At 56.8% G+C, this 13,510-nt stretch carries 13 protein-coding genes; 7 read left to right on the top strand and 6 right to left on the bottom strand.

What is annotated here, in order from left to right; all coding sequences use genetic code 11:
• Positions 1-5: 5 nt before the first annotated feature.
• Both SynA15127_RS00995 and SynA15127_RS00990 read left to right on the top strand, forming a co-directional pair.
• On the top strand, positions 6-1,019 hold the full coding sequence (locus tag SynA15127_RS00995) for an SIS domain-containing protein (protein WP_186484664.1): 1,014 nt from the start codon (positions 6-8) through the stop codon (positions 1,017-1,019).
• Positions 1,016-1,567: an HAD family hydrolase gene (locus tag SynA15127_RS00990; protein ID WP_255475529.1), complete on the top strand. Its 552-nt coding sequence runs from the start codon at positions 1,016-1,018 to the stop codon at positions 1,565-1,567. Before SynA15127_RS00995 ends, SynA15127_RS00990 begins: the two co-directional genes overlap by 4 nt.
• Here the strand turns inward: SynA15127_RS00990 and kdsB are convergent.
• From kdsB to SynA15127_RS00970, 4 genes are read right to left on the bottom strand one after another with little or no spacing between them, the layout of a single operon-like run.
• The gene (gene kdsB / locus SynA15127_RS00985) at positions 1,564-2,352 is read right to left on the bottom strand and encodes a 3-deoxy-manno-octulosonate cytidylyltransferase (RefSeq protein ID WP_186484662.1); all 789 of its coding nucleotides are present in this window, start codon (positions 2,350-2,352) and stop codon (positions 1,564-1,566) included. The two genes, SynA15127_RS00990 and kdsB, sit on opposite strands and share 4 nt — an antisense overlap.
• Positions 2,352-3,062: a hypothetical protein gene (locus tag SynA15127_RS00980; RefSeq protein ID WP_186484661.1), complete on the bottom strand. Its 711-nt coding sequence runs from the start codon at positions 3,060-3,062 to the stop codon at positions 2,352-2,354. The genes kdsB and SynA15127_RS00980 overlap by 1 nt, the downstream gene beginning before the upstream one ends.
• A gap of 25 nt (positions 3,063-3,087) precedes the next feature.
• Positions 3,088-5,481, bottom strand: coding sequence for a UvrD-helicase domain-containing protein (locus SynA15127_RS00975; protein WP_186484660.1), 2,394 nt, complete (start codon positions 5,479-5,481; stop codon positions 3,088-3,090).
• Positions 5,482-5,490: 9 nt separating this feature from the next.
• Complete coding sequence (locus SynA15127_RS00970; protein WP_186484659.1) at positions 5,491-6,984, bottom strand: glycosyltransferase family 39 protein; 1,494 nt, start codon at positions 6,982-6,984, stop codon at positions 5,491-5,493.
• A gap of 80 nt (positions 6,985-7,064) precedes the next feature.
• Between SynA15127_RS00970 and SynA15127_RS00965 the strand changes: the two genes are divergently transcribed.
• The 5 genes from SynA15127_RS00965 to SynA15127_RS00945 all read left to right on the top strand — a co-directional run bounded on the left by SynA15127_RS00965 (position 7,065) and on the right by SynA15127_RS00945 (position 11,487).
• On the top strand, positions 7,065-7,946 hold the full coding sequence (locus tag SynA15127_RS00965) for a glycosyltransferase family 2 protein (protein WP_186484658.1): 882 nt from the start codon (positions 7,065-7,067) through the stop codon (positions 7,944-7,946).
• Positions 7,947-7,999: 53 nt separating this feature from the next.
• Positions 8,000-8,851: a 3-deoxy-8-phosphooctulonate synthase gene (gene kdsA / locus SynA15127_RS00960; RefSeq protein ID WP_186484657.1), complete on the top strand. Its 852-nt coding sequence runs from the start codon at positions 8,000-8,002 to the stop codon at positions 8,849-8,851.
• Between the two features lie 1,119 nt (positions 8,852-9,970).
• Entirely contained in the window at positions 9,971-10,150 is a 180-nt protein-coding gene (locus SynA15127_RS00955) for a hypothetical protein (RefSeq protein ID WP_186484656.1), read from the top strand.
• Positions 10,151-10,285: 135 nt separating this feature from the next.
• Positions 10,286-10,651: a hypothetical protein gene (locus SynA15127_RS00950; protein WP_186484655.1), complete on the top strand. Its 366-nt coding sequence runs from the start codon at positions 10,286-10,288 to the stop codon at positions 10,649-10,651.
• A complete protein-coding gene (locus SynA15127_RS00945; RefSeq protein WP_186484654.1) occupies positions 10,648-11,487 on the top strand; it encodes a sulfotransferase family protein in 840 nt (279 codons plus the stop codon). The genes SynA15127_RS00950 and SynA15127_RS00945 overlap by 4 nt, the downstream gene beginning before the upstream one ends.
• A 7-nt stretch (positions 11,488-11,494) precedes the next feature.
• On the opposite strand, the gene SynA15127_RS00940 is transcribed toward SynA15127_RS00945, so the two are convergent.
• Positions 11,495-12,370 carry a sulfotransferase gene (locus tag SynA15127_RS00940; RefSeq protein ID WP_186484653.1) on the bottom strand — a complete coding sequence of 292 codons (876 nt, stop codon included), beginning with the start codon at positions 12,368-12,370 and terminating at the stop codon, positions 11,495-11,497.
• Complete coding sequence (locus tag SynA15127_RS00935) at positions 12,367-13,488, bottom strand: glycosyltransferase (RefSeq protein ID WP_255475528.1); 1,122 nt, start codon at positions 13,486-13,488, stop codon at positions 12,367-12,369. Before SynA15127_RS00935 ends, SynA15127_RS00940 begins: the two co-directional genes overlap by 4 nt.
• Between the last annotated feature and the right edge of the window lie 22 nt (positions 13,489-13,510).

The following is a 13,510-nucleotide window of genomic DNA, read 5'->3' as shown; positions in this document are numbered from 1 at the left end:
GGACAATGCACCGATCATCCCGGATCCGGCACTTGTCCGCTCTGACCCGCTGCCTGCAGGAGGAAGCCACCGCCATCGCGTCAGCGGCGGAACGACTGAGCAGCGAGCAGGTGGAAGCGGCGCTGACCCTGTTGGAACGCTGTGCCGATCGCAAAGCCAAGCTCGTGATCACGGGCGTGGGCAAGAGCGGCATCGTCGCCCGCAAGATCGCCGCCACCTTTTCCTCGATCGGGCTGATGGCCCTGTTCCTCAACCCACTGGATGCCCTGCACGGGGATCTCGGAGTGGTGGCACCGGAGGACGTCTGTCTGCTGCTCTCCAACAGCGGCGAAACCGCTGAGCTGCTGGAGGTGCTGCCGCATCTGAAGCGACGCGGCACCGGCCGGATCGCCATCGTCGGACGGGCGGAATCCTCCCTCGCCCGCGGCAGCGATGTGGTGTTGGAAGCCGGCGTCGATCGGGAGGTCTGCCCCCTGAATCTGGCGCCCACCGCCAGCACGGCCGTGGCGATGGCGATCGGCGATGCGCTGGCGGCGGTCTGGATGGAACGGCGCGGCATCTCACCGGCGGACTTCGCGCTGAATCACCCGGCCGGATCGCTGGGCAAACAACTCACTCTGACGGCGGCCGACCTGATGGTTCCGGCCTCGAAACTGCATGCCTTGAAGCCCGAGACGCCTCTGCCTGAAGTGATCGGTGGCCTCACCCGCGATGGTATCGGCTGCGGCTGGGTGGAGCGCTCGGATCAGAGCGGTGCCCTGGTGGGGATCATCACCGACGGTGATCTGCGCCGCGCACTGCAGGATCACAGCACCGAGGGCTGGAGCCGCCTGACGGCCGCGGATCTGATGACCGCGGATCCGATCACGGTGGAAGGGGAAGTGCTGGTGGTTCATGCCCTGGAATGCATGGAGCGGAACCGCCGCAAACCGATCTCGGTTCTGCCTGTGGTGAATTCGGATCAGGAGATGCAGGGACTCCTGCGCCTTCACGATCTCGTGCAGGCGGGTCTGGCGTGAGCCCTTTGCGCTGGTGGTGGCTGCAACGCCGGCTGCGCGACGTGCAGCTGCTCGTGCTCGATGTGGATGGCGTCCTCACCGATGGAGGTCTCTGGTTCTCAGCCGACGGGCAGTTGCTCAAACGCTTCGATGTGCGGGATGGTCTCGGCATCCGGCTTCTGCAGACAGCGGGGTTGGAGATCGCCTTCCTCAGCGGTGGTCAGGGAGGAGCCACAGAGGTGCGTGCCCGTCAGCTGGGCATTCGCCACTGCCTGGTTGGGATCAAGGACAAACCGATGGCACTCAGTGCCCTGCAACGGCAGCTGGAGGTGAGCCAGGCTCAGACCGCATTTCTCGGGGATGACCTCAACGATCTGGCGGTGCGTCCGGTGGTCGGGCTGCTTTTCGCCCCGGCCGATGCCTGCCGACCGGTGCGGCGCGGGGCCGATGCCGTGCTGCACCACCGCGGGGGGCACGGAGCCGTTCGCGAACTGGCGGAACGACTGCTCCAGGCCCGAGGTCGCTGGCAGATGCTCAGCCGCAAGGGCTGGCGGGATCGAAACGACTAGGCGGAGGCCGCCATCTGGCGGGCCTGCTCCAGTTGATCGGCGGTATCCACCGACAGGGAGGTGCCACTCACCTCGAAACTGGCAATCACTTGGCCTGCCTCGATCAGGCGCAACTGTTCCAGACGTTCGAGATCCTCCAGTGGCGATGCCGGCAGTTGATCCCATGCCGCCAGCACATCCCCGCGGAAGCCGTACATCCCGACATGCCCCCAGTAGGTGGCATGTCGGTGCCAATCGGCAGGGTCCACATCGCGCACGTGCGGAATGGCCGAGCGGGAGAAATACAGCGCTCGGCCGTCATGGGCAAGCAGGGTCTTGACCACATTCGGGTTATGAACCGTCTCCGGATGCAGCCGATACACCGGGGTCACAACGGCAGGCACGGGATCGAGACGACCGAACTCCGTAACCATCCCCTCGATCACCGCCGGATCGATGAAGGGCTGGTCGCCCTGCACGTTGATGATGGCCGTCTGCTCCGCCACAGGGACCTGATCCCCCCAGGCCAGGGCCATCAGCTGATCGGCCACCGACGCGATCCGCTCGCTGCCGGAACTGCAGTGCTCCGAGGTCATCAAGGCAGGGAAGCCGAGTCCCTCCGCCAGATCACGCAGCTGATCGCTATCGGTGCACAGCACAACAGTTGCCACACCGGATGCCTCCCGACAGCGCTCCAGCACCCGCTGGATCATCGGCTTGCCGCCGATGTCCGCCATCACCTTGTTGGGCAGCCGGGATGACTGCAGACGGGCCGGAACGGCCACCAGGCTGCGTTGAATCGTCATCAGTCCCAGAGCTTCATGGCGTCATCGCGGGCGCTGAACCACTCCGCCGCCAGCGGTCCGCCCATCGTGCGCTGTTCGCGGAACCAGGGGCCCCCCAGAGTCCAGTGCAGCATTGGCGAGTCCTCCTGGGGATCGGGCGGAACCTGCACATCCACCAGGTGGTTCCAACCTCCGGTGATCGCTCCGATCTCGTGGTCACCCTCCAGCCAGTGGAAGCGATGCAGTTCCAGACCGGTGGCGGAGTTGACGTAATCAACGGTGAGCTTGGTGCAGCGGTTGCAGTTCAGCAGCATCAGTGAACTCCAGTTCTTCTTGGGGTAGGCGCTCTGAACCTCACCGAGAAATTTCACGGTTTCCCCTGGAACATGCTCGTGCTGAACGCACATGGCGCCAAAACTGTCATCACGCTGGTCCCAGAGACCCTTGATATCGGCGCGGCAGAGCATGTCGCAATCCATGAACAGGGCCCAGCCCTGATACCCCATCAGATGGGGCACCAAGAAGCGGGTGAAGGAAAAGGCCGTGCTCTGCTTGGGATCCCGCTCTCTCCGGTACAGCCCCTGGGCCTCCAGCTGCGGCGTCACCAGCGGCGTGATCGCCAGCGGCACGCTGCTTTGCTGATAAAGGCTGTCGATCAGGACGTTGGTCGCAGCCCGCTCCCGTGGGTCGTAGCCGATGAACACCGGGATCGGCTGACTGGCGGAGGACACGGACCGTCGGAGGCTGGGCTGGAGGTTAATCGGTGCCTGAAACCGGTTCGATCGGAGCCAACCGCGGATCCAGGATCTTGGGTCCCATACCAGCGAATTTCACGGCGATCGAGACCTTTTCGCCGCTGCCGAAGGTGTGGGTGACCTCACCGATTCCGAAGCTGGCATGGCTGACCCGATCGCCCACACACCAGCTGCGGCCAGGCGCTGGACCGGCCTGACGGCGGCGCACCGCATTGGCTGGAGCGGAGGCCGGTGGATCCCGATCAACCCGGGTAAGCCGCTCCAACCGGCGTTCCCGCCGCAGCGCGGCACCTCCTGACTGGGGAATATCACCCTGAATCAGCCCTTCCGGCAGCTCCGAGAGAAAAACCGACGGCACGGCGGCCTCCCGCATCCCACCCCAGAGCCGTCGTTCACTGGCGTGGGAAAGAAAAAGCCTCTCCTTGGCCCGAGTGATGCCCACGTAGCAGAGACGCCGCTCCTCTTCAAGAGAAGCGGGATCATCGAGCGATCGGTAACTGGGGAACAGCCCCTGTTCCAGCCCCACCAGGAAGACCACGGGAAATTCCAGGCCCTTGCTGCTGTGCAGGGTCATCAGAGTGACCCGATCCGCCGCGGTGTCCTTGCTGTCCGCATCACTGGAGAGAGCGGCGGTGGCCAGAAAACCCTCCAGGTCGCCCTCATCGTTCTCTTCCTGGTACTGCAGCGCCGCATTCACCAGTTCCTGAAGGTTGCGGCGTCGCTCCTCCGCCTCATCGGTGGCTTCTGTGATCAATTCAGCGACGTACCCGCTCTTCTCCATCACCTGCTGAATCAGCTCGGACGGAACAGCGTCCTGCACCCGCAGCCGCAGATCATTGAGCAGCTCGCAGAACTGCAGCAACCCCTTGGCCGAACGGCCTCCCAGAGAGCGAACCGCTTCGGCGTCGCTCACCACATCCCAAAGGGGAATCCCCAGCTGGTTGGCAGCATCGGTGAGGCGTTGGATCGTGGTCTTGCCGATGCCGCGCTTTGGCACATTGATCACGCGCAGCAGGCTGACGGTGTCCGCCGGATTCACCAGCAGTCGGAGATAGGCCAGAAGGTCCTTGATCTCTCGCCGGTCATAGAAACGCAGACCACCCACCACGATGTAAGGGATGCCCCAGCGCACCAGGGATTCCTCGATCGCACGCGACTGGGCATTGGTGCGGTAGAGCACCGCCATGTCTCCCCAGCTGAGTTCGGGATTCGCAGCCTCCATCATCCGAATCCGGTGCACCACGGCCTCGGCTTCGGCGATCTCGTCGTCACATCGCGTGAGAGTGATCAATTCGCCCTCGCCCCGGGTGGGGCGCAACACCTTGTCGATGCGTTCGCTGTTATTGGCGATCAGGGCATTGGCAGCCTCCAGGATCGTCGCGGTGGAGCGGTAGTTCTCCTCCAGCTTCACCATCGTGTGCGTGGTGTCATCCGGGGCCTGATCGCCGAAATCGTCCTGGAAGCCCATCAGAATCGTGAAATCGGCAGCCCGGAAGCTGTAGATGCTCTGATCGGCATCTCCCACCACGAACACCGAGCGCCCGCTCCAGTCCTCCACACTCTGCGGATCCCGCCCGTCGGTCACCAGCAGCTTGATCAGGTCGTACTGAGTGCGGTTGGTGTCCTGATATTCATCCACCAGCACATGCCTGAAACGGCGGTGCCAGTAGCTGCGCACCTGTTCGTTCTGCTGGAGCAGCTGCACCGGAAGCAACAGCAGATCATCAAAGTCAAGGGCGTTGTTGGCCGCCAGAGCCTTTCGATAACGCCGGTACACGTCCGCGGTGAGCTTGCCGCGCTGCCCTTCCGCATTGGCCTCCAGCTGATCGGGAAGCCAACCCTGATTCTTGGCATTACTGATGGCCCATCGGGTCTTCTTCGGCTCAAAACGCTTGGGATCCAGTTGGAGCTCCTGAGTGACGATCTCCTTCACCAGGCTCTGAGCATCAGCCTCGTCGTAGATCGAGAACTGACGGGTCCAGGTGAGCCCCTCACTGTCCTTGAACTTGTCGATGTCGAAGCGAAGCATCCGCGCGAAGAGCGCATGAAAGGTGCCGATCCAGAGCTCCTTGGTGACCTCCCGGTAGATACGCGAGCGCAGCTGACGCTGCTCCACCGGCGGCAGCGTGCTCCAGGGTTGACCGAACTGGCTCTGGGCCAGCCGTTGCGCCAGCAACAGCTCCAGCCGCTCCTTCATCTCTCGGGCGGCCTTGTTAGTGAAGGTGACCGCCAGAACCTGAGCTGGATCCACCCCATGGGCACCGATCAGATGCGCGATGCGATGGGTCAGAGCTCGGGTCTTGCCGCTTCCAGCTCCAGCCACAACCAACAAGGGCCCTTCGTGGTGATCCACAGCCCGTCGCTGGGCGTCGTTGAGTCCTGCAAGAAAGCTCATTGGTACAACTCAAAAACGAAGACGGCCGAAGGACGAAGGCAGACATTGACTTGCTATCGCAACACCAAGAACACTCATGCATACAAAAGCCAGAGGAATCATAGGCTCGGAATATCTCGGGATGAAATGGCTCAAAAAAGCATAGAAAAGAAAGTACCCAGCCGGGATGATCGAGATGGCCAGCCAGATGAATTTCTTCTGGACGATCCCAAGAACAACAGCAACAAATAGTGCCGCATAAGCAAAGAAATTAAGACCTGTTCCCAGCCAGTATTTAATTTTCGCAAATGACCACAGGCCACGCCAGGCCATCGGGGCAGAGACGAGAATGTGTTGAAGAGGATTTTCACGAATTCGCTTCAATGCAACAGCCTGCTTCTCTTCTCGCAGGAGACCCATGGAGCTCGGCAATGCGCGCTTGCCAATCTGATAAAATGAACGTACATCCTGATACCGATTTTCTTCAAGCGCAAGTCGATCACACGGATGATTACGATTAAAACGGTCCAACTCATGGCCACATTCAAAATCATTTTCCGACAATGACATTGCAGGCCCGAGAACATCATCACGAACAATGACAGGCGCGTAAGCATAAAATGAGTTCCTATATTCCTCAGGAGTCATTGTATTAAACGAAGAGCGGATCAACAACACGTCACCACCACCCTGAGCGATCACTGGCCGGTTGAAACGCAGCGAATTTCTAGCGACCCAAGGCAGCACCGCTAAAGCAAATCCGAGCGAAATCAATGCAAAAGTTCGCAGGAAATATGGAGATTTACAATGCACATAAAAGGCCAGAACAGGAATCGCCACCAACGCAACATAAGCACCGCTTGCTTTGGTCAGCACCAGGAGCCCAAAGCCCAATCCAGAGGCCATGAGCCAACGCCCTCGCCCTTGCTGATGAGCGAACACAAGCAATAGCGAAACCCACACGAGGCAGGCGGATGCAGGCAGCTCCGTATTCAGATCATTGATTTCAAATTGAATGAAATAGCGATCTACCAAGAAAAACAAAGCCAAAGATAAGCCGTCCGCGATGAATTCAGGCAGAATCAAACGGCGCAACAAGATCCACAAGCCCCCCAACAAGACGGCCACATAACTCACATTAACTCCTTTGGCAATGTGCAGTAAATCCTGATCTTGATTCGCTTGGGTGAAGTCCATCCCAGGCACAAACCAGGACGAAATCAAAAGATGAATTCCCAGCAGAACATTGGGGAATGGCTCTCTCCGGAAGCCATGCTCAGGCATGCCCTCAAAGACTCCCTCTCCATAAACCCCATGACCAACAAGGTTCAAGGCAGACTGAAGGTTCTGACCAGCATCGCTTCCGATCTCATCACCATTGATGCCATGAGCGCTTTGAAACAAAATCCACAGAAATCCGGCCAATGCCATCAAGGCGGAAATCCTGTTGAATGAAGTTAAAGTCATCCTGCGCAAAACAGGGCGAAGGAGAGAGACGACTTGCTTTGGCATTTGCGCATCCATGCCTTCAACGCAACTATAGTGCTAAGGCTTTGGACAACGCAGAGTTGCAGCCTATAATTTGTCAAGAACGATAACTTACGATGAAGAGCACTAGCATTGTTATCCCCTGCTTCAACGAATCGAGGGCAATCGAGTCAACAATAAGGGATATTTTTAGCCATTTAAAGCAGCATGAAAGCCAGTTCACCGATGTCATTGTCATCAATGACGGCTCAAAGGATGGCTCAAAAGAACTCTTGGATCAACTTGCTGCAGATCTTCAAAACGAACCATTCCGCGTCGTCCACCACAGCCGCAATCTTGGCTATGGCGCTGCATTGAAAACTGGGATACGTCGTTCCAATGCAGACCTGATCTGCATCACCGATGCGGACGGAACTTATCCGAATCACAGGATCCCTGAACTGATCACCTCAGCCTTTCAACACGACATGGTGGTAGGTGCACGGACAGGGGAAGATGTTGACTATTCAACCATCAGAAGCATTCCAAAACTGATTCTGGTGCCATGGGTCTCCTTCCTGTGCGGCAGCAATGTTCCAGACATGAATTCGGGTCTACGCGTGTTCCGCCGCGATCTTGCAATGAAATTCCTGAGCCTGCTACCTGATGGATTCAGCTTCACGACAACAATCACAATTTGCATGCTGCGAAACCGCCACGATGTACTCTTCGTGCCGATCAGCTACACCAAACGCATCGGCAAGAGCCATATCAAACCAATTCGAGACACCGCAAGATTCGTGCAGTTAATTGCACGAACAGGCATGTATTTTGCACCAATGAGACTGCTCACACCTGTGGCGGCATTCTTTGGGGTTCTTTTCATCCTAAGCAGCGCTCACGACGTATTCATCCTGAACGACCTAACTGATAAAACAATTTTACTTGCCTTCATCACATTGAATGTGATGATGTTTGCTCTACTTGCCGACATGATCGACAAGCGAAGTGCCCATTAAGATCTGGTGATCCGCTGAGGAGCAGTAGGATTCTGCTGAGTAAGGGCAGGTCCATGGGAAAACCCTCCATTCAGCTTGGTGACATCACCTTCGCCAATGACCGCCCGTTTGTGCTACTTGGTGGCGTCAATGTATTGGAGGATCTGGACTTTTCCCTGCACTGCGCTGCCCATTACAAAGATGTTTGCAAGCGCCTGAACATCCCGCTGGTGTTCAAGGCCTCTTATGACAAGGCGAATCGCTCATCCATCCATTCGTATCGCGGCCCAGGACTGGACGAGGGACTGAAGATTCTCAAGGCGGTGAAGGACACCCACGGCATTCCTGTGATCACCGATGTGCACACACCGGAACAAGCTCACTTAGCAGCACATGTCGCTGACATCATTCAATTACCGGCCTTCCTGGCCCGCCAGACTGATCTGGTGCAGGCCATGGCCGAAACCGGTTCGATTATCAATATCAAAAAACCGCAGTTTCTGAGCCCGGAACAGATGCGGAACATTGTTGAGAAGTTCCGCGAGTGCGGGAACAACCAGTTGCTGATCTGCGAACGCGGTACGAATTTCGGCTACGACAACCTCGTTGTGGACATGCTCGGATTCGGAGTGATGAAGCGCAGCTGCGATGACCTTCCTCTGATCTTCGATGTCACCCACGCCCTCCAGTGCCGTGATCCAGGTGGAGCCGCGTCGGGAGGTCGACGCTCCCAGGTCGTGGATCTCGCCAGAGCAGGCATGGCATTGGGCCTTGCAGGACTGTTTCTTGAAGCACACCCTGATCCAGGCAAAGCCCGCTGCGATGGTCCAAGTGCCTTGCCACTGAACCTGCTCGAGGCATTTCTGGAGCAGGTGAAAGCCGTGGACGATGTGGTGAAATCCCTGCCCGACCTGCAGATCAATTGATCTGAGCACAATGCTTGGGTGAACGACCGTTCACTGGCTTGGAGTTGTGTGGCTGTTGTTGATCAGCATTGGACTGTTTGCAATCCTCATCCTGATCCCTTCGGGCAAATGGCTGCCTGAGGTGGCCAGTGAAAGCGGAAAACTGTTGCTGAAGCTCTACAACACAATTTCACATCTTTTTTCCTCCTGCTTCTCACTGCAACCTGCTTATTCATGCTTCACAAAGCACAGACTGAAACTGTCTCACAACACCCACCAGAGAAGAATGCAGAAAGCATAAAAGGATATTGCAATGGGTTAGAAGACACCCTCTGGTATCGGATTTATTTGCTTTCCATGCATCTCTGATGCTTCATCAAGCAAGCTGACTTACAAGAAAATCATCAGCTGGTACAAAGATATTCACACTGATCACTTATTGAACAACTTCGCATTGCGCTTGGAACTTGTCAAAGAAACAATGTTCCGTAATGATTTTCGCTTCTTTTCTGTATCACACAAGGATCTATACATTCTGAACTGGCTGACACCCTATGTAAGCATTTGGATGCTGGTGAACGCAGCAGAGCTTTTCACAATCTGCATTCTCAGCACCAAAACAGCTGGTGAATTAAGCAACAGATCTAACAGGAATGAGATTCTCCTGATTTTCAGTATCCTATTTTTGATTGACACCGCTACAGGATTTACATTTTTCCAGTTTATTTACAGCGAAAGAGTCGTTGCTCTTCTGTTTGCAGTCTATATTTACTTCTATACTCGCTACTTAAATTCAAACGACCCCGAGATCAATACCTAACAATACTTCCGGCACTGGTCAGCATCTTTTTCAAAGATACAGGCTTTATCCTCTTCAACATACCACCAATGTTCGTGTTGCTTGCTCGGTGCAGAGGGGGCTCTCGCGAACAAATCAAAACTGTCAAGAAAAACACTGGAAGCCTGGATCAAGGCATACAGGCTGGAGATATATCTCATCAGTTTAATCTTTGTTCTAGCATTTCATTCCTGTTTCTAAGCTACATACCAAGCTTTTACCATGGCAATAACGCCTACGACTCTGATCTTCGATTTTCTCGCTTCGAATCCGATTACAGATTTGAAATCCTGATGCTGACCATGGCGACACGAAGCATCTTGATCTATCTTCGAAAAGTGCGATTTTCTCTACTGGATGCTTTCAATATCGGCGCCTTAGCTTACGCCCTTGGATTTTTCGCCCTTGTGGGGTTTCGCTCCAGCAATGACATGGCACTGCCTGTTCAACTCATCGCGGCACTGAACTTGACCATGCTATGAATCTGGGCGACAACACCACTGATTCACAAAGGCTAAAATACAAAGCTGATTGGCATTGCAGGAGTTGTAGCAAGCAGTTGCCTGTTTGGTATCGAGCATCTCGAGGGAAAAGGCTTTAACCACAGAATCAGCAAGATGAAAGTCAACCAGGAAAGCTGGGTACAAACCTATGATCAATTGCGCACAATCACAAAAAATGCTCTAGAGAATGGAGAGGAGGTTAACATCATCTACTCCAAATCATGGTTCAGAAATCGCGGGCCTCTGGAGCGTTTGAATTTCGACCGTCTTATTTATCCTAACCTAGAGGCTGATGTATCCACTGTCATGGAAGGGGTCGACAAAGGGTTTTACTACTCCCCCGTTAAAGGAGATTTCCTTGTGAATATTGACTCTGGCAAATACCTGGCAACACATCATGTTGACATGACCGCCTACAAGGAGATTTATGATTACAATCCCAATGAGAATAATGGCACAATCTTCAGGCGAATTCAATGAGAAAGTCAACACAAAAGTATAAAGTCTTCCTGCTTGGCGTTGGCGCACAAAAGGCAGGCACCTCCTGGCTACATGAGCAATTGCATCGCCGTCAGGACGCAGATTTCGGCTTCTGCAAGGAGTATCACATTCTTGACGCAATGACATTGCCGCAATTTGAACATTTCAGGCCGACACATGCAGCTCCCTGGAAATGGAGAACCTGGCGCCGGCGACGTTTCCTGACAGACAGCTCTCGCTATTTCGACTACTTCAGCCGCTTACTGAACAAGTCGTCCATTCAACTCACCGGTGACATCACCCCGTCGTACAGCTGCCTTTCGCCCGAAACGATGGCTTGGGTGCGTCAGGAATTTGACCAAAGAAACATCGCCACCCGAGTGGTCTTCCTGATGCGGGATCCAGTGGAGCGAATTCTGTCGCAACAACGGATGAAATTACGCAAACTCGGAGAACTTCAGCCGGACATGGAACGGAATCATTTGCTGCGAACCGCCCATAAACTCAAGCAGCAGTCCAGTCAGCGCAGCGATTATCTGCACACACTCAAGGCGTTAAGCCAGGCATTTGCCCCCACAGATCTGTTCATTGAGCTCTACGAACGTCTGTTCACCGAACCCGTTTATGAGCAGCTCTGCAGTCATCTGATGGTTCCATACCAGCAACCGAACTGGAGCCATCGGGTGAACGAAAGTCGCTCCACCACCGATCTGCCGGACGACGTTCTTGCCAGCATCGGTGAAAGCCAGGCTGCGGTGTACCGCGGCGTTGCCGATCAACTGCCGGAGCTTGATCTGTGCCGGCACTGGCCAACGGCTAGCCGCTGGTGCCGCTAGTAGCCAACTACACCAAGGACTGGAGAACATCGTTGGAATACACCAGTTTCCGGTTCAGTCCAGCCACAGCCGGAATCAGCAGAGCCGTGCGAAGCAGCCAGTCGTTGGAGGCCATCCAGGCGGCGTCGTAACGGATCGCCCGCGAGCGAGCCGGATCAAACCGCATCCGATTGCCCGAAAGGATATGGCTTGTGCTGTTAGCTCCGGGCGACAGCATCTGATCGGCATAGGGCAGAGCCAACCAGTCGCACAACAGCTGCAGCGAACGTTCGGGTTGGAGCGCCAGTTCCTCGTAGCCCAGACGAAACACAGGCCGGCCGCAACGCTGCAGAGCCCGATCGAATTTGCGATTCACATACCACCAACGCAACAAGGTGCGCAGCTCAGACAACGGCTGCGCTGATTCGCGGGCTGGCTTCAACCGGGAGTGCAGCCAGGAGCGGACGTCACGCACCAGGTGAATCACCCGCACATCCAGTTGATCAGGCATCGCCTGGGGCAGCACCAGTTCATCCTGAAAGGAATCGACGATCACACGGTGGGGGTCCCCAGTGGCGGACGGCATCGCGCTGGAGAACTGCATCAGACGCTGCATCTTGTCCGGAAGTGACAGGTGGTCATGAGCCACCAGCCACTCCAAGGCCGGTCCCCAGATCGGGCAGTCCTTGGCAGTGGCCCCACAGGTGCAGAGTCGGTCCTGTCGTTGTGAACCACGCAGCATGGCGGGACCACGTTGTTCTTCACCAGGTTCCGGAGTCTTCAGAATCCGGGCAGCTTCCCCAAGACCCATCACCAGGGGGTGAGCGCCAAGAGCAAGATCAAGGATCGTGGTACCGCTGTGGCCCAGACCGCGGATCAGCAGCAGGGTTGGGGGACGACTCATGACAACGCCCGGGCCGAGGAACTCACCCGCAACAGCAGCTTGGTGACGTCCCGCAAATGATGCTCCACCGTGAAGTGCTGGAGGGCGCGCCTCTGGCCGGCCTCTCCAAGCTGCTGAGCCAGCATCGGTTCTGCGAGCAGGGTCAGCATCGCCTGGGCCATCGCGTCCACGTCTCCCTCCTCCACCAGCAGGCCCGTAGCCCCATCGACAACCACATCAGGAATCCCGGCATGACGGGTGGCGATCACTGGCAGGCCGCTGAGCTGCGCTTCCATCACAGCCACGGGGCTTCCCTCACTGTCTCCATCCGGGGCCACGATCGAGTGCTGCACGAAGGCACGCACCAGACGCATCCGTGCCGCCACCTGCTCCTGAGAACAGACCCCGGCGAACACCACATTGTTCTGCAGCTGATGCTGAACAACAAATCGCCTCGCTTCTGCAAGAAGCGGGCCCTCTCCCACCATCCATAACTGCGGGAGCGGTGAGACATCGGCTCGCTGCAGACAGAGCTGAAAGGCCCGCAAGGTGAGCAGCGGACCCTTCTTGGCCACGAAGCGACCGACCGCCAGAAACAACGGAGGCGATTGACAAGGCTGACTGCCATGAAACAGCGCTGGGTTGGCACCTGAGGGGCTGATCTGAATCCGCTGCCGTTCAGCACCGAGCTCCTCCAGGCGACAGGCCATCCGTTCCGATTTCACGATCACGCCACCGGCCAGACGCAGCAGCCGGCGGTAGCGCTCCTCCAACAGCCCAATGCGGTTCCGGGCCGACGCATCGGATCCACGGAAATGCACCACCAGCGGCACACCACTCCAGCGGCAGGCTTCCATCACCCGCACCGCTTCGAAACCGAATTCCGCAAGCACCACATCCGGGGGATCAAGGCGAATCAAGAGCCAGGCCACCCATGCAGCCGGCAATCCGGCGAGTCGCAGCAAATGCAGCCGCGTCAGCAGCTTGCTCAGCAGGATCGCGCTGCCGTACAGACACCGAAGGGGTTGAACGAGGGGGCGCTCGTCACCGAACCAGGCCTGGATCCGAAACGGAAGTCCCGCCAGGTTGGCGCGGATGAAGGTTTCACTCGCGGCCTGGCGCGTTGGAGCGAACACCATCAGTGCACCCTGAAGAGCCGCC

The sequence above is a fragment of the Synechococcus sp. A15-127 genome, assembly GCF_014280215.1.
GTDB lineage: Bacteria > Cyanobacteriota > Cyanobacteriia > PCC-6307 > Cyanobiaceae > Parasynechococcus.
The sequence above is the reverse complement of the archived record's forward strand: the minus strand, read 5'-3'. Positions and strand labels throughout refer to the sequence as shown.